Below are 21,190 nucleotides of genomic sequence, written 5' to 3'. Positions count from 1 at the left end.
CCGGCAGGTAGGCATGAACGCATGACTACCGTTGCTGCGTACGCCGCCACCGCGGCGGACGCTCCCCTCGTCAAGACCACCATCGAGCGGCGCGAGCTCGGTCCCCTCGACGTGCTCGTCGAGATCCGGTACGCCGGGATCTGCCATTCCGACATCCACACCGCCCGCAACGAATGGGGCGGCACCCGTTACCCGGTCGTTCCCGGTCACGAGATCGTCGGGGTGGTGAGCGCTGTCGGCGCCGAGGTCACCAGGCATGCGGTCGGCGACCGGGTCGGTGTCGGCTGCTTCGTCGACTCGTGCCTCGAGTGTGAGGCGTGTACCAGCGGCGACGAGCAGTACTGCGCCGGCCGGGTCACCGGCACCTACAACGCGGTCGGCCGCGACGGCGAGGTGACCCAGGGCGGATACTCCACCCATATCGTCGTCACCGAACACTTCGTCCTGAAGATCCCCGACGGCCTCGAGCTCGATGCGGCGGCGCCGCTGCTCTGCGCGGGCATCACCCTGTACTCCCCGCTCCGGCACTGGGGCGCCGGGCCGGGCAGGAAGGTCGCCGTCATCGGCATGGGCGGTCTCGGTCACGTCGGCGTGAAGATCGCCGCGGCGATGGGTGCCGAGGTGACCGTGCTGGGGCATTCACTGGCCAAGCGGGAGGACGGGCTGCGCTTCGGGGCCGTGGACTACCGCGCCACGACCGATCCGCAGACCTTCGTGGATCTGCGGGGCACGTTCGACCTGATCGTCAACACCGTATCGGTGAACCTCGACATGGATGCCTACCTGTCGATGCTCGCCCGCAACGGCACCCTCGTCGAGTTGGGTCTGCCCGAACACCCCATCACGGTCCGGGCGTTCTCGCTCGCCCGGAACCGCCGCAGTCTCGCCGGCTCCATGGTCGGCGGGATCCCGCAGACGCAGGAGATGCTCGACTTCTGTGCCGAACACGGGATCGGCGCCGAGATCGAGGTCGTCTCGGCCGACCGGATCGACGAGGCGTACGACCGCGTCGTCGCGAGCGACGTGCGCTACCGATTCGTCATCGACGCCACCACCATCTGAGCCGTCCGGCAGGTGTGAGACCGCGACGGCCGGGTACTCCCGCCTCGTACCTCGACACGTGGAGGAAATGTGAAGAAGGCGTTGTACCGGCCCGTGAGCCTCGTAGTCAGTTCCCTGGCGGGTGTGGCCGCCGGAATGGTGTTCCGGAAGGTGTGGGCGCTCGGTGCCGGCCAGGAGGATCCGCCCGAGGCCATGGACAGCCGCTTCGGGTGGCGTGAGGTGCTGGTCTCCGCCGCCGTGCAGGGTGCGATCTTCGGTGCGGTGAGCGCGGCGGCGAACCGCGCGAGCGCGGTCGGCTTCCGCCGCGTCACCGGCACCTGGCCCGGAAAGGAATGACCCGGGGGACGGGCACGCGACTCGCGGTCCTAGAAGCCCTCGCCCAGTTGTTCACGCAGCTGGGCGAGGGTTTTCGTCAGCAGCCGTGACACGTGCATCTGGGACACGCCGACCCGTTCGGCGATCTGGGTCTGGGTCATGTTCCCGAAGAAGCGCAGCAGCACGACCGTGCGCTCGCGTTCCGGCAGGGCGGCGAGCAGCGGACGCAGCGCTTCGTGGTTCTCCACGTGCGCGAGCGCGGCGTCGTAGTCGCCGAGGGTGTCCGCCAGGGTGACGCCGTCGTCCCCGGCCGGGGCCGGTCGGTCGACCGAGACCGCCTGGTAGGCGTTGCCGGCGACGAGGCCTTCCGCGACCTCTTCGGGATCGAGGCCCAGTTCCGCGGCGAGTTCGGCCGCCGTGGGGGCACGGCCGAGGCGCTGCGACAGCTCCCCGGTCGCCTTGCTCAGCGCCAGGTGCATCTCCTTCATGCGGCGCGGGACGCGCACCGCCCACCCGGCGTCGCGGAAGTGGCGGCGCACCTCGCCCATGATGGTCGGAACCGCGAAGGACACGAAGTCCGAGCCTCGCTCGGGATCGAACCGGTCCACGGCGTTGACCAGGCCGAGGCGGGCGACCTGGAGGAGGTCGTCGAATGCCTCGCCGCGGCCGTCGAATCGGCGGGCGATGTGTTCCGCGAGTGGCAGGCACCGTTCGACCAGGCTGTCCCGCATGGTTCCGCGGGCGGGATCGTCCTCGCCGAGCGTCGTCATCTCCTCGAAAAGGGGGATGACGTCGGCGTATTCGTCGGCGGCTCGGCCGCTGCGCCGTTGGGCGCCGGTCCCCGTCACAGAACAGCGCTGCTGTCGGTCAGGGACACGTCGATGGTGGTGACAGACCCCTCGTCGGTCTCGTCCACCTTCACGTCGACGGAGTCGGCGAGCGCATTGAGCACGTGCCATCCGAAGGTCCGCGAGTCCGCCGTCAGTCCGCCGTCGACCGTGAGGGCGGACGCGCTGATCCGCAGTGCAGGCGGCATCGCCTGGAACCGGCACGACAACGTCGCACCTTCCGGCGCGCGGGTGATGAGCCGGGTGCCCGCCTCGTCGATCGCAAGCTTGACGTCGGCCACCGCGTCGAGGTCGAAACCCTGCTGGATGGCGATGGCGGCAGCGACCGCGCGCAGCACGGGAAGCTGGCCTGGTTCTGCGCGTACCCGCAACTCCACTACGGGATGGGTGCGTTCGAGGGCCGGATCGATCGATGCCGTGTTCGCCATGTGTGTTGTATCTCCGTTGCGGCAGGTTGAGGGCCCGGGCGAGCGGGTGTTCCTGGCGAGACTACCCGCGACGCGGTGTTCTCAATCATGCGGAAGCGGCCCCCGGCCGGACGCATCGGGTCCGGCAGATCGGCTCTTTGCAGTGCCGCAACGGCTGCCGTAGGGTGTCAGTGAGGTTGAGCACACAGCCTGACTCGGAGGTGCCGCATACCTGCGGAGACCGGTGTCGGTGCGGTCCCGCTCTGTCGACGCTTCCATCCTCTTCCGAAGATGGGAAGCTCATGACTGTCGCTACTCAACGCAAAGTCACATCGCTGTGGGTCACCCGTTCGGATCGGTCGTCGACCTTCTTCGCCTCGACCGGTGCCGATTTCTCCACCGAGAGAATCAGTTCCGCTCTCGTCCGGGTCGCTGTGGCGGGCGAACTCGACCTTCGCAACGCTCCCGCGTTGTGCAGCTACGCGGGCGCCCGGCTGCACACCTCGTCGCGTCTGGTGCTCGACCTGTCGGAGGTGGAGTTCTTCGGCTCGGCAGGACTGACCGTGTTCGAGGAACTCGACACCCTGGCCCGGCATCGGAGCTCTCGGTGGGCGCTCGTGGGCGGACGGGCGGTGAACCGGCTGCTGCGGGTGCTCGGCGAACCGGTCCACGCGCATGCCACCCTCGAGAGCGCGATCCACGCCCTCCGAGTGCCGGCCTGATCCGTACTCGCCCTGATGCGCCGACGCGACGTTGCGTCCGAGCACCGGCTCGCTCGACTGCGGATCAGGCAGGTTTCGGGGGCTTCGGGCGACGGTTACCGCGCGGATCGACCGCCAGGACGAGCAACAGCACGCCCAGGGCCAGGTGCAGCCAGTTGTCGGCCGCGTTGACCGGCACCACGTTGACACGGCTGTCGTGTCCGACCACCATGCCGAACGCCGACAACGCCAGGTATCCGGCACCACCCGCGATCAGGTAGATGCGCGACGCACGCACCTTGCGGGCGGCCAGGATTCCCACCGCGCCGTAGGCGAGGTGCAGCAGGTTGTGGGCGATCGAGACCCGGAACAGACCCAGCAGATGGGCGTGCGACTCCTGTCCCGCGAGCGTCATCGAGTCGTACCCGCTGGTCAGGCCGGGCACGAATCCGAGCGCCCCGATCAGGAGGAACACGATGCCGACCGCGAAGGCATAGCCCTGGACCCGGGTGCGCTGCACCCTGGGATACGGACTGGGTCGGATCATCGTTCCTCCATCGGGGTGCGCGGGGCGTCGCGCCCCGGGACGGAGGAATAGCCCGGGCGGGTGTTCCCGAAACACGCCCGGCGGGCGTCCTCGCCGGCTCACCCCGTGACGAGGACGCCGGACGAGATCGTCCCGTACACCAGGGTCAGGATCATCAGCCCCCAGCCCGTGCCGTGCCAGATCGGCCATGTCCCGCCTGAGCGCCACACCCGGTAGGTCTGCACGAATGCGCCGACCGCGCCGAGGAGCAGGATCGCCGTGGGGCCGAGGGCCAGGACCAGCCGTGCCGGGTCGGTGCACACGAGGAACTCCTCGTCGGCGCACCGGTCACCGTTCGCGGCGGCCCAGATCACCACCGCCGCCATCAGCAGCAGGGCCGCGACCACGACGACGGCCGCATAGCGCACCGCCGAGCGCGCGGTGCGGGGATCCCGCCATCGCTTCTCCACATCCTGTGTCACACTGTCTCCTCATGCTCGGTCGGTGAGCGCACTCTGCCCCGATTGCCGGGCGCAGTGGGCGCAGCAGAACATGGTGCCGTCGGCTTCGACGCCGTGGCCGAGAATGCGGCAACCGCAGTGCGCGCACTGCGGCGCCATCGCCTGTGCCGCACATTCGAAACTGTCGAATGTGCCGGAGACGTCGCCCCGGGTCACGGTGAAGGTCTTGTCGTAGTCGTTGCCGCACGTATCGCACGTGGTCATCACGGTCCTCCTCTCCGGATGTCCGGTCCTGTGGATCGGGTGCCCGGCGCCCGGACCCCTCAAACTGCTCGTCGTCGCCGGCCCTCCACGCCCGTCGTAACCCGGCCGGTTGGCCGGAGACGGTGCGGGAATTCTCCGAGGGATGGGGTGCCCGCTGCGGTCGCGAACCCGTCGGTTCCGGGGTCACCGGCCGCCGAGAGAAAGGAGTGGGTGATGAACGCACCCGATCCGCGCAACATCCCCGATCCGCAGGCACATTCCGGTACCGATCCCGATCCTGCCCGCACACCCGATCTGGAGCCCGGCGGCGGGGTGGCACCGGGGTCGACGCCGCCGGACTCGGGAACCACCTCCGGACTGTCGGCGCCCGAGCCGCGCACTCGGAACAATTTTCCGCCCACCGGCGTCCTCGCGATCGTTGCGGTCGCGCTGATCGTCGTTCTCTTCCTCGTGGTGATCGTGGGAATTCTGCTGTAGGCGGCGCAGGTTCGGCTGCCGCACGCGCGCGTGGTTTGCCGGAGTCCGCCGAGGGTATTCCTGGCTCGCAAGCGAGGAACGCCGACGAGGGAGAGTCGCATGGCAGAGAACACGAGCGGACCGAGCGAAGGCGTGAAGGGCGTCGTCGAAGACGTCAAGGGAAAGGCCAAGGAGGCGGCCGGCGCCGTCGCCGGCAACGACGAGCTCACCCGGGAGGGGCGGGCCCAGCAGGACAAGGCGGACAGCCAGCGCGAGGCCGCGAAGAAGGAAGCCGAGGCCGAGAAGGCCCGCGCCGACGCCGACGTGGACGAAGCACGGCAGCGCTCGCATCAGCAGTGACGGGGAGCGGCCCCCGGGTCGCGCCCGTCGTTCGTCCCACGACCCGGGGGCCGCTCGGCTCCCGGGTCTTCGTCCCTAGGAGCAATGATGCGCATTCTGACGTTCGTGGTGCTGGTGTGGCTGGTGATCGGAGCGGTTGCGGCGGGCCAGCGCGGATACTTCACGGAAGCCGAACAGAACTGCGCCGACTTCGCCACCGTCGCGGTCACGGTGATCGCGGGACCGCTGAACTACGCCGGGGTCAATCCGAAGGTGGAGTGCGAGCTTCCGCAGCCGAGTCCGTGACCGGACCTGGAGGCGTCTGCACAGACGGGACGCGCTCGTGCACGGTCATGAGCAGATGGTCGAACTCGTTGCGGAAGGTCGTCGGTACGTCGAGTCCGGTGGAGACGTCCCGGACGAGCTGCTCGGCGAGCGCGCGGAGCTTGACATTCGACTCCTGCGACCGCCAGGCGAGGATCTCGAAGGCGTGATCCGCCTGGATCCGGTAGACCGCCATGATCATGCCCTTGGCCTGTTCGATGACGGCACGGTCGTGCGCGAGTGCCGAGACCGCCTCGTCGACGCCCTCGCGGACCTCGTCCTCGTACGCGTCGGACAGGTCCACATAGAACCCGGCCGTGCCGACGATCCGTCCGCACTCGTCCAGCAGACGGTCGGCGACCACGACCACCGGCCGGACCTTGCCGTGCGCATCGACGATGCGGTGCCGGCCGCTGAACGGCTCGCCGTTGCGCTGCATGGCGCCCAGCAGGGCTGCGACCTGGACCTTGTCGTCGGGGTGCTTGTGCTTCAGCAGCAGTTCGGTGGTCGGCCGTACGGTCCCGGGGGTGTACCCGTGCATCCGTGCCACGTCGTCCGACCATTCCCACGTGTCGTCGCCGATCAGATAGCGGAAACTGCCGACCCGCTGCGGCTTCACACTCGCGAACACCTGTTCGAAGGCGTCGCCCGCCCTCGTGTCGCTGATGCGCGTGCTCGGTTCACTCACGCACCGATTATGCCCCCGGAAGCGCGCACGACCGCCGGGGTCGCATGAGGGGACCCGAGCTAACCGGCGCGCTGCTCCGCGTTCGCGAACACCTCGACGAGGGTCGTGCAGAACGCGGGCAGATCCTTCGGATTGCGGCTCGACACCAGGTTCCCGTCGACGACCACCTCCTCGTCGACCACGTTTCCGCCCGCGTTGCGGATATCCGTGCGGACACTCGGGTAGGACGTCAGGGTCCGTCCCCGGACCACGTCGGCCTCGACCAGCGTCCAGGGGCCGTGACAGATCACCGCGACGGGCCGGCCCGACTCGACGAAGTCCCGTACGAACGCCACGGCGGTGGAGTCCTGGCGCAGGTGATCGGGGTTGGTGGTGCCACCGGGCAGGATCAGCGCGTCGAAGTCCGACACCGACGCCTCCTGCACCGCCTGGTCGACCCGGTATCTTCCGGCCGCGTTCACGTCGGACTTCATGGCCTGGATCTCGCCGGGTTCGAGCGACAGCAGGCGCACCGTACCGCCCGCTTCCTCGACCGCGCGCCGCGGCTCCACCAGCTCGACCTCCTCGACACCGTTCGTGGCGAGGACGGCCACGGTGCGTCCCGCCAGCCGGCCGTTTCCTGGATCACTCATCGCCGAGTCGTCCTTTCGTCGTGGTTCACCGGTCGCGTACCCGACGCCGGCAACGGGGAAACGTCACTCCCGCGGCAGGTCCCGGGTGGCGGGACCCTCGAGCAGGCCCCCGTCCGCGGCGAAGCGGGAGCCGTGCAGCGGACAGTCCCAGGAGGCTTCGGCATCGTTCCACCGCAGCACACCGCCCAGGTGCGGGCACACCGCGGAGACCCGGTGCGTGGTGCCGTCCACGGTGCACACCCCGACCGGGCGGAGCTTGTCCCGGCGAACCTCGCCGCTGCCGTCGGGCGGCGGCGCGCCGTCCCCGGACAACTCGGCACGCATCCATCCGCGCGTCATCTCCACCGCCACGGCGGCATTGAGACGGGTCGCGGCCGGGAGGTCGAAAACCTGCGTGGGATTCCAGGACTGGAACGCCGATCCCCACTCCGGGGCTGCCTCGCCGAGGATGCGGTCCGCCAGCAACCGGGCCGCAGCCACCCCGTTCGTCATTCCCCACTTGCCGTACCCGGTCCCCACGAGCAACCGGTCGTTTCCGGGTAGCAGCGGACCCACGTACGGCAGATGGTCGAGCGTCGAATAGTCCTGCGCCGACCAGCGTGCCACGGTCTTCGCGCCGGGGAAGTGGCGGCCCGTCCACGCGACGAGATCGTCCGCGGCGCCGCGATGATCGTGTGCCCGCCCGACGGTGTGCCCGTTGCCGCCCACGAGGAAGTACTGCCCCCCGTACGCCGTGCGCAGCGAGCGCGTCGGCGAATCCACGGACAGGTACATGCCGCTCGGGACGTCGCCCGGCACTTCGAATGCGGCCGCATACGACCGTTGGGGCTCGAGGCGGGCGAAGAATCCGCCGCGATCGAGGATCGGTGTCCCCGTTGCGAGCACGATGTGCCCGGCCCGCACCTCGCCGCGATCGGTGACGGCCACGCATCCGTTCCGGTCCGAGCGGACCTTCCGGACCCGGCAGCCGGTGAACAGCGCGCCACCGCGTTCCCGGAATTCCCGGACCAGTTCGTGCAGCAACGGCATCGGATCGATCTGCGACTGGTCCGCCAGCGTCACCGCGGCGGCCACGGGGTACGGCAGTTCCGTCTCGGTCGTCATGCGGGCGTCGAGCCCGGCGGCGCGGCAGGCCTCGTACTCGGCGCGCACCGTGGCGGCGCCCTCCTCCCCGGCGCTGTAGGTGAAGGCCGCCGCGGATTCGATCGGCAGATCCCGTTCGCGGCACAGCTGCACCACCCACCGTTGGGCCTCGAGGTTGCCGGCCACGTAGTTGCGCAGGACGTCGCGCGAATGGCCCCTGGCGATACTCGAGAGGGTGCTGCCCTGCAGCAGGCTGACCTTGCCGGTGGTGTTGCCGGTGGTGACGGCGCCGACCGTGCGGGCCTCGAGGACGGCCACGCGGTGCCCGGCGCGCGCGAGCAGGAGAGCGGTCACCACTCCGGTGAGGCCGGCCCCGGCCACGACGGTGTCGAAGCGGGCCGGACCCTCGGGCCACGGAGTGTCGTCGAGGCGGGCGGTGTCGTCGAGGCGGGCGGTGTCGTCGAGGCGGGCGGTGTCGGTGCGGGCGGTGCCGGTGCGGGAGAGCCACAGGGAGGTCACCTGTGGGGAATGCCCCGTGCCGCGGACGGGAAACCTGCGATTGTCCGGGTGCCCGCAGGGGTATCCGCGGCGCAGCGCGCCGGTGGACGAGTGCGCGAGGAGGAGCGACCGGGATGCGAGTGCGGCGGAGCAACCCGTTCGGTCCCGGCATCCGGCGGGTGCGGCGCGGGCGGGGCTTCACCTATCAGGACGCCGACGGCAATCGTGTGACCGACGAGGCCGTCCTCGCCCGTATCGACGAACTCGTCATCCCTCCGGCGTGGCGCAAGGTGTGGATCTGTCCCCACCCCGACGGGCACATCCAGGCCGTGGGCATCGACGCCGCCGGTCGGCGCCAGTACCTGTACCACCAGCGGTGGCGCGAGGAGCGTGACGAGGAGAAGCACGACCGGGTCCTGGCGATGGCGGCCCGGCTGCCGGCCTGGCGGGACCAGGTGCAGGCCGACCTGACCGAGCGGGGGGTCGGGCGGCGCCGGGCCGAGGCGGTGGCGCTGCGGTTGCTGGACCGGGCCGTGTTCCGGGTGGGTGGGGAGGAGTACGCGGCCGAGAACGGAACCTACGGGGTCGCGACGTTGCTGCGCAGCCACGTGCGGCTGCGTGATACCGCCCTGACGTTCGACTACCCGGCCAAGGGCGGAATCCGGCGGGTCGTCACGGTCGACGACGCCGACCTGGCGACGGCTGTCCGGGCGCTGCGCCGGGTCCGCAGGGGGCCCGGCCGGCTGCTGGTCTACCGCGACGGTGACGCGATCCGCGAGTTGCACGCGGACGACGTCAACGCCCGGTTCAAGGAGCTCGCCGGTGAGGACTGCAGTGCGAAGGATCTGCGCACGTGGGGTGCGACGGTGCTGGCCGCCGCGGCCTTCGCCGAGCACGACGTGCCTGGGAGTCGGCGCGGCCGGGCGCGGGTCGAGGCGGCCGTGATGCGGGCGGTCTCGGAGGAGCTCGGCAACACCCCCGCCGTGGCACGGGCCTCGTACGTCGACCCGCGCGTGGTGCGGGCCTGGGCGGAGGGCCGCACGATCCGTGCCGCACTGCGGCGAGCCGGAAAGTGCGGCGATCCGGACGAATCCCGGGCCGTCGTCGAGCGCGCCGTGATCCGGCTGCTGCGCCGGTCCTGAGTCCGCCCGCGTGTTTCGACGCGGGCGCGGGGCGGTATCCGGCAGTGCCCGCTCGTGGACCCGCGGGCATCGGACTGCGAGGTGGATCCGGTGGGAGCAGGGTACGGGAGCGTGGGGCGGACGGTCGCCGCATGGCTCGTCGCATCGGCCGCGGTGCTGAGCGGCTGTGCGGGGCTGCCGGGTGGCGCGGAGGGTGACCTCTCGCGGGCCGCAGCGCAATCCGCCTCGGCCACCGCCTCCGCGGGACTGGCGATGGAACTGGTGTCCGAGCACCGCACCACCCGCGCCCACGCCGTGACCGTGCTGTCGGACGCACTCGACGAGGTGCTCGCCGCCTACTCGGCCGTGGCTGCGGTCGAGGTCGCCACCGGGCAGCAGGCGGCGCACCGCGCCGCGCTTCTCGACCGGATCGATGCCGCCGCCACCGTCCTCGGCGAGGCCCGCGCTCGAACGGACGCCGTCGCCACAGCCCCGCCCGCGTCGGACCTGACGGGCCGCCTGGCCGATCTCACCGGCTACCTGTCCGAGTTCGCGGAGGGACGCCGATGAAGAGACTCCTCGGTGTCGCCCTCGGAATCCTCACGGCCATCGGCGGCTTCCTCGACATCGGCGACATGGTCACCAACGCCGTGGTGGGCTCGCGGTTCGGGCTGGGCCTGGTCTGGGTCGTCGTCCTCGGGGTCGGCGGCATCTGCCTGTACGCGAGCATGGCCGGGCGCGTCGCCGCGGTGAGCGGCCGCGCGACCTTCGAGATCATCCGGGAACGGCTCGGCCCGCGCGCGGCGCTGGCGAACCTCGCTGCGTCCTTCCTGATCAATCTGCTGACCCTGACCGCCGAGGTCGGTGGGGTGGCCCTGGCCCTGCAACTGGCCGCGGGGACGGGACCGCTGATGTGGATGCCCGTGGCGGCGCTCGCGGTGTGGCTCGTGATCTGGCGGGTGCGGTTCTCGGTGATGGAGAACGTCACGGGACTGCTGGGCCTGTGTCTGATCGTGTTCGCCGTCGCGTTGTTCCTGACGGGCCCGGACTGGGGAGAACTCACCGGTCAGGCTTTCGCGCCCGCGATCCCCGAGTCCGAGGCGACGTCCGTGTACTGGTTCTACGCCGTCGCCCTCTTCGGTGCCGCGATGACCCCGTACGAGGTGTTCTTCTTCTCCTCCGGCGCCGTGGAGGAGCGGTGGACGGTCGCCGATCTCGCCCGCTCCCGGATCAACGTGGCGGTGGGGTTCCCGCTCGGTGGGATCCTGTCGGTCGCGATCGCCGGATGCGCCGCGGTGGTTCTTCTTCCCCGCGGCATCGAGGTGACGTCGCTGTCGGAGGTCGTGATGCCCGTCGTGGTGGCCGGGGGCACGCTCGCGTTGGCGTTCGTCCTCGTCGGGATCGTCGCGGCGACCTTCGGGGCGGCGCTCGAGACCACCCTGTCGAGCGGGTACACGCTCGCGCAGTTCTTCGGGTGGTCGTGGGGCAAGTTCCGGCGGCCGGCGGAGGCAGCCCGGTTCCACCTGTCGATGATGATCGCCCTGGTCGTCGGTCTCGCGGTGCTGGCGACCGGGGTGGACCCGATCCTGGTCACCGAGGTGTCGGTGGTGTTCTCGGCGGTTGCCCTGCCGCTGACCTACCTGCCGATCCTCCTGGTCGCGAACGACCGCGAGTACATGGGAGAACACGTCAACGGACCGGTCGTCAACGCGCTCGCCCTCGCCTACCTTCCGGTGATCGTGGTCGCGTCGATCGCAGCGGTGCCGTTGCTGGTGATGACGGGAGCGGGAGCATGAACGAATCCGGACGGCTGCCCGAGGCGCCGCTGCGCGGCCGGCTCGTCGATGCCCGGCTGCATCTGCTCGACCGGCTGGTCGTGGACGTCGACGGCCGGCCGGTGACCACCGTCGACGATGTCGACCTGGCCGGGGTCGAGGTGGGGACGGACGTCGACCCCGCCGCGCCGGCACCGACGGTGCGGGCAATTCTGAGCGGAAACGCGCTTCCCACGAGGATATTCGGCGGCCGACCGCCCGATTCCCGACTCGACACGATCGACTGGTCGGACGTCGCCCGGCTGGGCACCACGGTGGAGTTGCGCGTGACCGGTGACCGGCTGGACCACCTGTGGGTCGAGCGGTGGGTCCGGGACCGCATCGTCGCGCGCATCCCCGGAGGTCGTCGTGCGCCTCAGTGAACTCGTCGGGGCGCGGGTGCACGACGCGGACGGTCGTCGCGTGGGTTTCGCCGTCGATGTGCGGTTCGTGGAGTCGCCGCAGAACCGGCTGCGGCTCGAGGGCCTGCTCGTCAGCCCGAGTTCGAGCGGCTCCTTCCTCGGCTACGAACGCACGGAGGAGATCCGGCCCGCGCTGATCGCCCGGTATCTGCGGTGGCGTCACCGTGGTGCGTTCCTCGTGCTGTGGCGCGACGTGCGCCGGGTCGGTGACGGCCGGGTCGAGCTGCGGCCGGGGTATTCGCGCTGGTCGCCGATGCTGCGGTAGGGCAGGGAAGGTTTGCGCCCCGCCGTGCGGGGTAGGCGGTTCGAGCCGGCGTTGTGCCGCGTAGCCCACGAGGAAGAGAGCCCGGCACGGCCGGGGTGAGAAGAGCCCGGCACGGCCGGGGTGAGAAGAACCCGGCACGGCCGGGGTGAGAAGAACCCGGCACGACCGGGGCGAGAGGAGCGGCGATGAAGGCAGTGACATGGCAGGGCAAGCGGAAGGTGAGCGTCGACACGGTCCCCGATCCGAAGATCGAGCAGCCCACCGACGCGATCATCCGTGTGACGACCACCAACATCTGCGGTTCGGATCTGCATCTGTACGAGGTGCTCGGGCCGTTCATGTCGCCGGGGGACATCCTCGGGCACGAACCCATGGGCATCGTCGAGGAGGTCGGGGCGGACGTCACGAAGATCAAACCTGGTGACCGCGTGGTCATTCCGTTCCAGATCTCGTGCGGCAGCTGTTTCATGTGCGGGGACGGCCTGTTCTCCCAGTGCGAGACCACGCAGGTGCGGGACCAGGGATCCGGTGCGGCGCTGTTCGGGTACTCGAAGCTGTACGGGAGCGTTCCCGGCGGCCAGGCGCAGTATCTGCGTGTGCCGCATGCGGATTCGACCCACATCTCGGTTCCGGAGGGGCCGTCGGACTCGCGGTTCGTCTACCTGTCCGACGTGCTGCCCACCGCGTGGCAGGCCGTGGAGTACGCGCACGTTCCCGACGGCGGTTCGGTGACGGTGCTCGGCCTCGGACCCATCGGTGAGATGGCCGGGCGGATCGCGGTGCACCACGGCTACCGGGTGATCGGTGTCGACATGGTGCCCGAGCGGCTCGGGCGGGCCGCCACGCGCGGCATCGAGACCATCGACCTGAAGGAGGCCGGGAACTCGCTGGGCGAGATGATCCGGGACCGCACGGACGGCCGTGGCACGGATTCGGTGATCGACGCCGTCGGCATGGAGGCCCACGGGTCACCCGTCGCGACGGCGATGCAGACCGCGACGGGCCTGCTGCCCTCCGCGCTGTCGGCGCCGCTGATGACCCACGTCGGCATCGATCGTCTGCACGCCCTCTACACCGCGATCGACGTGGTACGGCGGGGCGGCACGATCTCGCTCAGCGGCGTGTACGGCGGCATGACCGACCCGATGCCGATGATGACCCTGTTCGACAAGCAGATCCGGCTGCGGATGGGTCAGGCGAACGTCAACAACTGGGTGCCGCAGATCATGCCGCTGCTCACCGACGACGATCCGCTCGGTGTGGACACCTTCGCCACGCACCGGCTGCCGCTGTCGGACGCCCCGCACGCGTACGAGATCTTCCAGCGCAAGCAGGAGGGGGCGATCAAGATCCAGCTCGAACCCTGACCGGGTTCCCGGCTTTCGGTGCCGCCGGGGTCACCCCAGGTCGGCCGCGGTGCGCGGCAGATCCTCGGTGGCGACGTCGGCGGCCTCGAAAGGCGACCGCAGCACCGTCGCGGTCGCCCAGCCCTGGGCGAGCAGGCCCGCATCCGTGTCCTCGGACTCGTCGGCCCGGATGTCGCTGAACGTCACCGTCACGAACCGGCGGTCGTCGTCGTCCGGGGTCTGGTCCGACTCGCCGATGTCGGCCTGCACGGCACCGAATGCAGCGAGCGGTGCCGTGCGCAGCCCCCGCAGCTCGCTCAGCGGGACGTCGGGCACGTTGACGTTGAGCACGGTGCCCGGCACGCCCTGGCCCAGCACCCATTGCAGGGCATGCCGGGCGATGACCTCCGCGCCGTCCCAGTGTTCGTGGACCGATCCCGCCAGGGACACGGCCAGGGCCAGACTGCCGTGGTTGGCGCCGGTCAGCGCCGCGCCGACCGTTCCGGAGTGCAGGATCGCATGACCGGTGTTGGGGCCGTGATTGATCCCGGAGAGCACGATGTCGGGCCGGGGACCGAAGGCGCCGTACATCGAGACGAAGGTGATCAGTGCCGGCGACGCCTCCACGGCGAGCACCGTCGTGTCCGGCAGGTCCGGGAACGTGCGCGGCGAGACGACGAGCCGGCCGTCCTCCTCGAGGGCGCTGAGCGAGGCGCTGGCGCCGCTGCGTTCGGCGTGCGGCGCGGCGACCACCACGTCGAGACCGGCCTCGACCGCCACCCGGCTGAGCACCGAGATGCCGTGACTGTCCACCCCGTCGTCGTTGACGATCAGCGCTCTCACGTGACTACCTCCCCTTCTTCCCCTTCGCGAACGGCCGGACCTCGACGCTCTCGGCGACCTTGGCGACGAGTTCTCGCTGCCCGGTGGCCAGCCCGTGCCGGGTGACGTTGACGGCGCCCGCGGCCGCCCCGAGCCGGAGGGCCTCGGCGAGGGGCCGCCCGGCAGCCAGCGCAGCTCCGATCCCCGCGGTCATGGAGTCGCCGGCGCCGCGGTGGTCGGCAATGTTCAGCGGCGGCGAGACGATCTCCATCAGTTCGTCGTCGACGAGCGCGAGCGCCGGGTCGCCGGCACGGGAGAGCACCACGTTCCGGGCCCCCTGGGCGACGAGTTCCTTCATCGCGGCGATCAGGTCGTCGACGTCGTCGGACCGGGCGCGACCGTCTTCGATGAGATCCTCGTGGCTGACCTTGAGCACGCTGAGGCCGCCCTCGAGCGCCGCGGTCATCGTCGGACCGGACAGATCGGCGACGACGGGGACGTTCATCGCGGTCAGGTCGGCGGCCAGCCGGGTGTAGACGTCGTGCGGTATCGCCTCGTCGCAGTGCGGGCCGCCGAGCAGCGCCACGTCCGCGTCGAGACCCTCGGACAGTGCCGCACCGAACAGGTCGTCGGCCTCGTGCCGGTTGAGTGTCGGCGGCGGGACCTCGACGATCTCCTCGCGCTCGCCGCCGCGACGGTCGTGCACGTACGAGCCGTTCTGCCCGGCGGTGACCACCGGCCGCACCGACACGCCCTCGCGTGCGATGAGATCGCTGACGACGGGACCGGTCTCGCCACCGAAGGTGCCGCACAGCCGCACGTTCAGGCCGAGGGTGGCTGCCATGCGGGCAATCCAGAACCCCTGCCCGCCGGCGTGGATGTGCAGTTCCGGGACGTCGGACGGCGACGACTCGATGGTGACGGTGAGCAGCGGGGTGGGAGCGAAAACGAAGGCGGAGGGGGCACTGTCGTCGTTGCCGTCTCGGGGCGGGGGAGTCATGCGGATCCTTCGGAGAGAGGTGGACGCGCCGCCCGTGGGGACGGGCGTGCAGTTCGGATGGCGGTGTCGGCCCGTCAGGCTGTTCCGTCGGGCGAGCCCGCGAGGACGGGATCGTAGGCGGGAGCGTTCGGCACCTCGGCCGGGCGCACGTTGGCGCCGAGCGAATACGCGAGGTGACCGCCCAGCAGACCACCCAGTCCGATCAGTGCCGCGCCGGCGGCGCTGAGTGCCACCGCGCCGGGGGCGTTGAGTGCCACCGCGCCGGGGGCGTTGAGTGTCACCGCGCCGGGGGTGCGCCCGCGCCGCCGGCGGCGGTAGGACAGGGCCATCAGGGCCGCTCCGGTGCCGTTGACCACCGCATGGATCAGCCCGACCCGGCGCTGCACGGTGTCGGTGTGTACCCAGTCGACCCAGCCGGCCAGGACCGTCGGCGGAGTCGCCAGCAGTCCGAGCCCGATCAGCCGCCGCGCGGCCTCGGGTTGCCGCAGGGCGTCGAAGGCGACGGCCGCGGTCCATGCCCCGATGGGCACGGTCACGAGTGCCGGATGCAGTGGGTGACCCACCGGCGTCCCGTGGAGCACGGCGCCGACCGGAGTGTCCGCCAGCCGCGAGAGCTGCCTGCCCAACAGTTCGGCGGGGCCGTCCAGCCACGTCGCCGATTCCGTCCCGGAATAGAGGATCTCCATCTGCGAGCCCGTCATGCCCACGGGCATACCCGTCCCCGAGCGGGTGAAACCTGCCACGACGGGTGTACGACGCAGCCCGGTGGGGTAACTCCTGCGATCATGGGACAGCGCATCGTGATCACCGGCGCCAGCGGCAACGTCGGCACCGCCCTGCTGCGACGACTCGCTCTGCGATCGGAACCGCCGGAGATCGTCGCCGTCGCCCGCCGCGTGCCACCGGCCACCGAACCCTACGGCGAGATGACCTGGCACAGCATCGACCTCGCCGCGCCCGACGCCGGGACCAGGCTGCGCCCGGTCGTCGAGGGCGCCGACGCCGTTGTGCACCTGGCCTGGGGCTTCCAGCCCTCGCACCGCCGGGACTACCTGCGCCGCACCGGGGTGGACGGCACCGCAGCCGTGATCGACGCCGTCCTCGCCGCGGGTGTCGGGCATCTGGTCCACATGTCCTCGGCTGCGGTGTACGCGGCCGGGGCGTACGGCCGTGCGGTCGACGAGTCGTGGCCCGCGACCGGCATCGACTCGTGCGCGTACAGCGTCGACAAGGTCGCGGCGGAGCGGCTGCTCGACCGACGCGTCGCGGACGCGGCCGCGGCGCCGACCGTCACCCGGTTCCGGCCGGGATTCATCGGTCAGTACGCGGGTGGCAGTGCGTTGCGACGCTACGCGGTGCCGGGATACGTGCCCGACCTGGTGCTCCGTCACCTACCGTTGCTGCCCGTGGACCCCGGAACGACGATCCCCGCCGTGCACGCCGACGACGTGGCCGCCGCCCTCGACGTCGCTCTGGAGCGGCGCGCACCGGGGGTGTTCAACCTCGCGACGCCCGAACCGCTGCGGGCGGCCGACATCGCCGGCGCGTTCGGGGCGCGGGCCGTCCCGCTGCCGCGGCAGGTACTGCGTGCCGTCGTCGAGGCGACCTGGCAGGCCCACCTGCAACCGATCGCCGGTGGCTGGATCGACCTGGCGTACAACACCCCGATGCTGAACTGCGACCGGGCCCGCCGGGACCTGGACTGGGAACCGACCGTCCCGGGTCCCCGGGTGTGGCGCGAGGCCATTGCGGGTATGCAGGCCGAGGCCGGCACCGACAGCCCGGTCCTGCGCAGTCGCGGACCGCTCGAGACGATGAGCGCCCTGCTCGGGCGGGGGACCGTCGGGCGCCGCGTGCCGCCGTGACCACTCGCGGCGGAGCGACGAGAGAGGGTATCGGGATGAGTGAGACGGCGCAGCGCGACACCACGGCGACGTCGCAGCAGGTGTGGGACGTCCTCGCCGACGGCTGGTCGTACGCGAGCTGGGTGGTGGGGGCCTCCCGGATCCGGGCGGTGGACGACACGTGGCCGGCGGTGGGCAGCCGCATCCACCACTCGGTGGGGGTGTGGCCCGCCCTGCTGAACGACCACACCGAGGTGGTGGCGTCGGTTCCCGGCAAGGAGCTGAAGCTGCGTGCGCGGGCGTGGCCGGCCGGACAGGCCGAGATCACCATGCGCCTGCACGAGCGACCCGGCGGTTGCCGGATCGAGATGGCGGAGAAGGCCGCCGCCGGCCCGGGTCAGCTCGTTCCCGATGCGATCCAGGCCCGGCTGGTGCTGCCGCGCAACATCGAATGCCTGCGCCGGCTCGTCCTCATGGCCGAACGCGCCACCGAGCCGAAGGGCGTCGGCGAGTGAGTACCGAGACCGTCGATGCCGTCGTCGTCGGCGCCGGTCAGAACGGCCTGACGGCCGCGGCCGTGCTCGCCGACGCCGGGTGGGACGTCCTGGTGCTCGAGGAACAGCACGAGGTCGGCGGCGCGGTCCGCACGGCGGAACTGCACCCGGGCTTCCGGATGGACCTGTTCAGCGCCTTCTATCCCCTCGCGGCGGCCTCCCCGGCCTTCCGCGCGCTCGACCTGTCCTCGCACGGGTTGCGGCTGCGCCGGGCGCCGAGGGTGTACGGGCACGCCGCCGGTCCGCACGACGAGGACGCCGCGGTGGTCTTCCCGGACGTCACCGAGACCGCGGCCGAACTCGAACGGCGGCATCCCGGCGACGGCAGCACCTGGATCCGGCTGACCGAGCAGTGGAAAGACATCCGTGAACCGTTCCTGAGCGCCCTGTTCGAACCCTTCCCGCCCGTGCGCGGCCCGGCGGGGCTGATCCGCCGACTCGGTACCGCGGACGCTCTGCGCTTCGTCCGGATGCTGGCGCTGCCGGCGCGCCGGATGTCCGAGGAATTGTTCGGTGGCGAACACGCGCGGCTGCTGCTGCTCGGCAACGCGATGCACGCCGACACTCCCGTCGACTCGGCGGGCAGCGGAATCATGGGGTACGTGCTGACCATGCTCGCGCAGGATGTGGGCTATCCGGTGCCCGAGGGCGGGGCCGGGGAGCTCGCGGCGGCCCTGGCGCGTCGCGGCGAACACAGCGGGGCCCGGATACTGTGCGGCCGGAAGGTCACCGGCATCGAGGTCGGCGGCGGCAGGGTGACCGAGGTCCGCACCGAGCAGGGCGAACGCGTCCGGGTCCGGCGGGCGGTACTGGCCGACGTGTCCGCGCCGGCGCTGTTCGGCTCGCTCCTGCCCGCGGACGCCGTGCCCGCCGCCGTCCGGGACGACCTGCGGCGCTTCGAGTGGGACACACCCGTCGTGAAGGTGAACTACGCGTTCGACCGGCCGATTCCGTGGCGCTCGCAGGCACTCGCGACGGCCGGGACCGTCCATCTCGGCGCCGACGCCGACGGTCTCGTGCACTGGTCGGCCGACCTGGCGACCGGCCGCGTGCCGGAGCACCCGTTCATCATCTTCGGTCAGATGACCACCACCGATCCGGCCCGCTCCCCGGAGGGGACGGAAAGCGCCTGGGCGTACACCCACCTGCCGCGCGGTGTCGCCGACGACGCCTCCGCCGAGGAGCTCGCCCGGCGCGTCGACGCGGAGCTCGAGGCACACGCTCCGGGGGTGCTGAGCTCGATCGTGCACCGCAGCGTGCAGCGTCCCCGCGACCTCGAGGCCGCCAACGCGAACCTGGTCGGCGGCGCGGTCAACGGCGGCACCGCTCAGATCCATCAGCAGCTCGTGTTCCGGCCGTTGCCCGGCTTCGGTGGTCCCCGCACGCCGGTCGAGGGCGTGTATCTGGCCGGATCGTCGACTCACCCCGGCGGCGGTGTGCACGGCATGTGCGGGTGGAACGCGGCCCGCGCAGCCCTGCGTGACCACGGCGTGGGCGGCAGGCTGCGCCGGCGGCTGAACGAGGCGATCTCGGACGTGCTGACGCGCAGCTGATTTCCCGATGCCGTTGCCGACGCGATTGAGCAGTCCGCCGAACGGGTATCAGTAGGCATGGGAATGCCAGTGGGAACACCGATCCGGCAGGTACACGGCCCGTCGCTCGTGCCGCAGGCGCTGCGCGAGGTGGAAGGCGGAGTCGCCGCCCTCGCTGCCGGGATCTGCGTGATCGCCGCCGTCGGTGTGGGTGTGCTCTCCGCTTCCGCGCTCACGGGCGTCGGGGCCGGACTCGCTGTGGCGGCGGGCCTGTCGTTCATGCTCGGTTCGCTGACCTCGGCACCGGCCGCCGGACAGCCGGATCCGGCGCGGTCCTCGGCGGTCCGCACTCGACCGGACGGAGCCGCGGTGTCGCGACGCGGCACCGCCACCGCCACCGCCTTCCGCCGGCACCGGGTTTCGGGGGGCGTCCCGGAGGGGTACTCCCACGTATGACAACGACGTCTCGCCCGGAATTCATCGTGTCCCTCGCCCGGTCCACCTACGGGGGCCGTGCCGTCACAGCCGGGGTCCGGTAACGTGCCGGCGCCCAGGAGGGTGTGGCGACTGCCCGGTGTGTACCGCCCGCAGGAGGATTCGCATCTGCTCGCCGGAGCGCTCGACCGTGCTGCGGCACCCCCCGGCGCCAAGGTGCTCGACTTCTGCACCGGCACAGGCTTCATCGCCGTGTCGGCGGCGATGTCCGGAGCCGGGTCCGTGACGGCACTGGACATCGCCCCCCGCGCGGTCCTCGCGGCGCGTCTCAATGCGAGGTCGCGGAAGCTTCCGATCCGCGTCGTGCGCGGCGGGCTGGACGAGGCCGGCCGGCACGGACCGTTCGACGTGGTCCTGTCCAACCCGCCCTACGTTCCGCACGACGCCGATTCCGGCGACGCCCGCTGGGACGCCGGGGCCGACGGCCGGGCCGTGCTGGACCCGCTGTGTCGGAGACTGCCGAACCTGTTGTCTCCCGGCGGTTTCGCTCTCGTCGTGCATTCCGAGTTCTCCGGGGTGGACGAGACGCTCGTCCGGTTGCGCGACGCCGGTCTCAAGGCCTCCGTCGTCGCCCGGCGCCGGATTCCGTTCGGGCCCGTGATGCGCAGCCGCGCCGGATATCTGCGGACGCGCTACGAGCTGCCTGCCGGCGTCGACACCGAGGAAGTGGTGGTGATCCGTGCCGATCGAACACACTGCCCGTGAGGTAGCCACGGGTGACAGCCCCCGGGACACGTCCCCCGGGGGCGTCGCTGTGCCCGGCCTGTGCCCGGGACTGCGGGTGGAGGGTCTCGCGGCGGAGGAGCCGAGGGTCGTCCGGCTGATCCGCGGCGGTCCCGCCCTGGTGGAAGGTCCGGTGCGCATCGTCGCCGAGGACGGCGACGAGGTGGAGTCGGACCGGTTCGTCGTCGCGATCTGCCGGTGCCGTCGCAGCGAGCGGTACCCGCTGTGCGACACCAGTCACCGTCGGCCCCGGCGCGATCCGCGCTGAGTCCGGTCCACGTCCGGTCCACGTCGACCGGCCCCTGGCGCACGGCACGCACACAGCGGGGCGGGCGGTTCCTGAGGAACCGCCCGCCCCGCAACGCGTCACACGTCACACGTCACACGTCACGCGTCAATACCAGTACTTCCGGCCGCCGACAGCCCGGCCCGTCGCTCCGAGGATCGCCAGGATTGCGCCCACCACCAGGAGAATGATCCCGAGTGTCCACAGGATCGAGATGTTGGTGAGGAAACCCACCACGAGCAGAATCAAACCCAGAATGATCATGAGTGTCACCTCGCTGTCGGTGCCCGTTGCCGGTCGGATCCGGGCCTTGCCGAGGGGATACCCGCATCGGATGTGCCGAAACCTCACGAACCTCACAC

At 71.1% G+C, this 21,190-nt stretch carries 30 protein-coding genes; 18 read left to right on the top strand and 12 right to left on the bottom strand.

Annotated elements, in window-relative coordinates; all coding sequences use genetic code 11:
• The first annotated feature begins 21 nt into the window (after nucleotides 1–21).
• On the top strand, nucleotides 22–1,062 hold the full coding sequence (locus ACWPQI_RS18240) for an NAD(P)-dependent alcohol dehydrogenase (protein WP_102031383.1): 1,041 nt from the start codon (nucleotides 22–24) through the stop codon (nucleotides 1,060–1,062).
• 69 nt (nucleotides 1,063–1,131) lie between these two features.
• Complete coding sequence (locus tag ACWPQI_RS18235) at nucleotides 1,132–1,398, top strand: DUF4235 domain-containing protein (RefSeq protein WP_010592170.1); 267 nt, start codon at nucleotides 1,132–1,134, stop codon at nucleotides 1,396–1,398.
• 29 nt (nucleotides 1,399–1,427) lie between these two features.
• On the opposite strand, the gene ACWPQI_RS18230 is transcribed toward ACWPQI_RS18235, so the two are convergent.
• Together ACWPQI_RS18230 and ACWPQI_RS18225 are read right to left on the bottom strand one after the other, a co-directional pair.
• Nucleotides 1,428–2,225 (bottom strand): SigB/SigF/SigG family RNA polymerase sigma factor, encoded by a 798-nt coding sequence (locus tag ACWPQI_RS18230; protein ID WP_010592169.1) that lies wholly within the window; start codon nucleotides 2,223–2,225, stop codon nucleotides 1,428–1,430.
• Nucleotides 2,222–2,653, bottom strand: a complete 432-nt coding sequence (locus tag ACWPQI_RS18225; protein WP_010592168.1) for an ATP-binding protein — start codon at nucleotides 2,651–2,653, stop codon at nucleotides 2,222–2,224. The genes ACWPQI_RS18230 and ACWPQI_RS18225 overlap by 4 nt, the downstream gene beginning before the upstream one ends.
• 281 nt (nucleotides 2,654–2,934) lie before the next feature.
• Between ACWPQI_RS18225 and ACWPQI_RS18220 the strand changes: the two genes are divergently transcribed.
• The gene (locus tag ACWPQI_RS18220; protein WP_010592167.1) at nucleotides 2,935–3,354 is read left to right on the top strand and encodes an STAS domain-containing protein; all 420 of its coding nucleotides are present in this window, start codon (nucleotides 2,935–2,937) and stop codon (nucleotides 3,352–3,354) included.
• A gap of 64 nt (nucleotides 3,355–3,418) precedes the next feature.
• On the opposite strand, the gene ACWPQI_RS18215 is transcribed toward ACWPQI_RS18220, so the two are convergent.
• From ACWPQI_RS18215 to ACWPQI_RS18205, 3 genes are all read right to left on the bottom strand, one after another.
• Complete coding sequence (locus tag ACWPQI_RS18215) at nucleotides 3,419–3,880, bottom strand: DUF4383 domain-containing protein (protein ID WP_010592166.1); 462 nt, start codon at nucleotides 3,878–3,880, stop codon at nucleotides 3,419–3,421.
• A 98-nt stretch (nucleotides 3,881–3,978) separates the two neighbouring features.
• A complete protein-coding gene (locus tag ACWPQI_RS18210; protein WP_026137879.1) occupies nucleotides 3,979–4,341 on the bottom strand; it encodes a hypothetical protein in 363 nt (120 codons plus the stop codon).
• 9 nt (nucleotides 4,342–4,350) lie between these two features.
• Nucleotides 4,351–4,584 (bottom strand): hypothetical protein, encoded by a 234-nt coding sequence (locus ACWPQI_RS18205; RefSeq protein ID WP_010592164.1) that lies wholly within the window; start codon nucleotides 4,582–4,584, stop codon nucleotides 4,351–4,353.
• Nucleotides 4,585–4,797: 213 nt separating this feature from the next.
• On the opposite strand from ACWPQI_RS18205, the gene ACWPQI_RS18200 reads away from it, so the two are divergent.
• From ACWPQI_RS18200 to ACWPQI_RS18190, 3 genes are all read left to right on the top strand, one after another.
• Nucleotides 4,798–5,061, top strand: a complete 264-nt coding sequence (locus tag ACWPQI_RS18200) for a DUF6480 family protein (RefSeq protein ID WP_119699949.1) — start codon at nucleotides 4,798–4,800, stop codon at nucleotides 5,059–5,061.
• Nucleotides 5,062–5,160: 99 nt separating this feature from the next.
• Nucleotides 5,161–5,400 carry a microaggregate-binding protein 1 gene (mbp1, locus tag ACWPQI_RS18195; RefSeq protein ID WP_010592162.1) on the top strand — a complete coding sequence of 80 codons (240 nt, stop codon included), beginning with the start codon at nucleotides 5,161–5,163 and terminating at the stop codon, nucleotides 5,398–5,400.
• 84 nt (nucleotides 5,401–5,484) lie between these two features.
• Nucleotides 5,485–5,685, top strand: a complete 201-nt coding sequence (locus ACWPQI_RS18190; RefSeq protein ID WP_010592161.1) for a hypothetical protein — start codon at nucleotides 5,485–5,487, stop codon at nucleotides 5,683–5,685.
• Here ACWPQI_RS18190 and ACWPQI_RS18185 read toward each other — a convergent pair.
• From ACWPQI_RS18185 to ACWPQI_RS18175, 3 genes are all read right to left on the bottom strand, one after another.
• Nucleotides 5,642–6,391, bottom strand: coding sequence for a PAS and ANTAR domain-containing protein (locus ACWPQI_RS18185; RefSeq protein WP_017681244.1), 750 nt, complete (start codon nucleotides 6,389–6,391; stop codon nucleotides 5,642–5,644). The genes ACWPQI_RS18190 and ACWPQI_RS18185 overlap by 44 nt on opposite strands.
• Nucleotides 6,392–6,450: 59 nt before the next feature.
• A complete protein-coding gene (locus tag ACWPQI_RS18180) occupies nucleotides 6,451–7,023 on the bottom strand; it encodes a type 1 glutamine amidotransferase domain-containing protein (RefSeq protein ID WP_017681243.1) in 573 nt (190 codons plus the stop codon).
• A 63-nt stretch (nucleotides 7,024–7,086) separates the two neighbouring features.
• The gene (locus ACWPQI_RS18175) at nucleotides 7,087–8,625 is read right to left on the bottom strand and encodes an FAD-dependent oxidoreductase (protein WP_048772253.1); all 1,539 of its coding nucleotides are present in this window, start codon (nucleotides 8,623–8,625) and stop codon (nucleotides 7,087–7,089) included.
• A gap of 113 nt (nucleotides 8,626–8,738) precedes the next feature.
• Between ACWPQI_RS18175 and ACWPQI_RS18170 the strand changes: the two genes are divergently transcribed.
• The 6 genes from ACWPQI_RS18170 (at nucleotide 8,739) to ACWPQI_RS18145 (ending at nucleotide 13,593) form a co-directional block, all read left to right on the top strand.
• Nucleotides 8,739–9,746 carry a DNA topoisomerase IB gene (locus tag ACWPQI_RS18170; RefSeq protein ID WP_010592157.1) on the top strand — a complete coding sequence of 336 codons (1,008 nt, stop codon included), beginning with the start codon at nucleotides 8,739–8,741 and terminating at the stop codon, nucleotides 9,744–9,746.
• 90 nt (nucleotides 9,747–9,836) lie between these two features.
• The gene (locus tag ACWPQI_RS18165; protein ID WP_228287080.1) at nucleotides 9,837–10,295 is read left to right on the top strand and encodes a hypothetical protein; all 459 of its coding nucleotides are present in this window, start codon (nucleotides 9,837–9,839) and stop codon (nucleotides 10,293–10,295) included.
• Nucleotides 10,292–11,521, top strand: coding sequence for an Nramp family divalent metal transporter (locus ACWPQI_RS18160; RefSeq protein ID WP_010592155.1), 1,230 nt, complete (start codon nucleotides 10,292–10,294; stop codon nucleotides 11,519–11,521). Before ACWPQI_RS18165 ends, ACWPQI_RS18160 begins: the two co-directional genes overlap by 4 nt.
• On the top strand, nucleotides 11,518–11,922 hold the full coding sequence (locus ACWPQI_RS18155; RefSeq protein WP_017681240.1) for a hypothetical protein: 405 nt from the start codon (nucleotides 11,518–11,520) through the stop codon (nucleotides 11,920–11,922). Before ACWPQI_RS18160 ends, ACWPQI_RS18155 begins: the two co-directional genes overlap by 4 nt.
• Nucleotides 11,909–12,226, top strand: coding sequence for a PRC-barrel domain-containing protein (locus ACWPQI_RS18150; RefSeq protein WP_010592153.1), 318 nt, complete (start codon nucleotides 11,909–11,911; stop codon nucleotides 12,224–12,226). Before ACWPQI_RS18155 ends, ACWPQI_RS18150 begins: the two co-directional genes overlap by 14 nt.
• Nucleotides 12,227–12,411: 185 nt before the next feature.
• The gene (locus ACWPQI_RS18145) at nucleotides 12,412–13,593 is read left to right on the top strand and encodes a zinc-dependent alcohol dehydrogenase (RefSeq protein WP_010592152.1); all 1,182 of its coding nucleotides are present in this window, start codon (nucleotides 12,412–12,414) and stop codon (nucleotides 13,591–13,593) included.
• A 30-nt stretch (nucleotides 13,594–13,623) separates the two neighbouring features.
• On the opposite strand, the gene surE is transcribed toward ACWPQI_RS18145, so the two are convergent.
• The 3 genes from surE to ACWPQI_RS18130 all read right to left on the bottom strand — a co-directional run bounded on the left by surE (nucleotide 13,624) and on the right by ACWPQI_RS18130 (nucleotide 16,107).
• Entirely contained in the window at nucleotides 13,624–14,415 is a 792-nt protein-coding gene (surE, locus tag ACWPQI_RS18140; protein ID WP_010592151.1) for a 5'/3'-nucleotidase SurE, read from the bottom strand.
• 4 nt (nucleotides 14,416–14,419) lie between these two features.
• Nucleotides 14,420–15,394, bottom strand: a complete 975-nt coding sequence (locus ACWPQI_RS18135; protein WP_010592150.1) for a PfkB family carbohydrate kinase — start codon at nucleotides 15,392–15,394, stop codon at nucleotides 14,420–14,422.
• Nucleotides 15,395–15,468: 74 nt separating this feature from the next.
• Nucleotides 15,469–16,107, bottom strand: coding sequence for a DUF2231 domain-containing protein (locus ACWPQI_RS18130; protein WP_017681239.1), 639 nt, complete (start codon nucleotides 16,105–16,107; stop codon nucleotides 15,469–15,471).
• A gap of 72 nt (nucleotides 16,108–16,179) precedes the next feature.
• Between ACWPQI_RS18130 and ACWPQI_RS18125 the strand changes: the two genes are divergently transcribed.
• The 6 genes from ACWPQI_RS18125 (at nucleotide 16,180) to ACWPQI_RS18100 (ending at nucleotide 20,810) form a co-directional block, all read left to right on the top strand.
• Nucleotides 16,180–17,259, top strand: coding sequence for an NAD-dependent epimerase/dehydratase family protein (locus ACWPQI_RS18125; protein WP_010592148.1), 1,080 nt, complete (start codon nucleotides 16,180–16,182; stop codon nucleotides 17,257–17,259).
• A 35-nt stretch (nucleotides 17,260–17,294) separates the two neighbouring features.
• Nucleotides 17,295–17,753 carry an SRPBCC family protein gene (locus tag ACWPQI_RS18120; protein WP_010592147.1) on the top strand — a complete coding sequence of 153 codons (459 nt, stop codon included), beginning with the start codon at nucleotides 17,295–17,297 and terminating at the stop codon, nucleotides 17,751–17,753.
• Nucleotides 17,750–19,345, top strand: coding sequence for a phytoene desaturase family protein (locus tag ACWPQI_RS18115; RefSeq protein WP_017681237.1), 1,596 nt, complete (start codon nucleotides 17,750–17,752; stop codon nucleotides 19,343–19,345). The genes ACWPQI_RS18120 and ACWPQI_RS18115 overlap by 4 nt, the downstream gene beginning before the upstream one ends.
• Before the next feature lie 69 nt (nucleotides 19,346–19,414).
• Complete coding sequence (locus ACWPQI_RS18110; protein ID WP_017681236.1) at nucleotides 19,415–19,780, top strand: hypothetical protein; 366 nt, start codon at nucleotides 19,415–19,417, stop codon at nucleotides 19,778–19,780.
• A gap of 120 nt (nucleotides 19,781–19,900) precedes the next feature.
• The gene (locus ACWPQI_RS18105) at nucleotides 19,901–20,524 is read left to right on the top strand and encodes a HemK2/MTQ2 family protein methyltransferase (RefSeq protein ID WP_010592144.1); all 624 of its coding nucleotides are present in this window, start codon (nucleotides 19,901–19,903) and stop codon (nucleotides 20,522–20,524) included.
• 76 nt (nucleotides 20,525–20,600) lie between these two features.
• Complete coding sequence (locus tag ACWPQI_RS18100; protein ID WP_026137877.1) at nucleotides 20,601–20,810, top strand: CDGSH iron-sulfur domain-containing protein; 210 nt, start codon at nucleotides 20,601–20,603, stop codon at nucleotides 20,808–20,810.
• 126 nt (nucleotides 20,811–20,936) lie between these two features.
• On the opposite strand, the gene ACWPQI_RS18095 is transcribed toward ACWPQI_RS18100, so the two are convergent.
• Nucleotides 20,937–21,092, bottom strand: a complete 156-nt coding sequence (locus ACWPQI_RS18095; protein ID WP_003937495.1) for a DUF6131 family protein — start codon at nucleotides 21,090–21,092, stop codon at nucleotides 20,937–20,939.
• Nucleotides 21,093–21,190: the final 98 nt, after the last annotated feature.

This window comes from Rhodococcus sp. LMD (genome assembly GCF_056108245.1).
The sequence above is the reverse complement of the archived record's forward strand: the minus strand, read 5'-3'. Positions and strand labels throughout refer to the sequence as shown.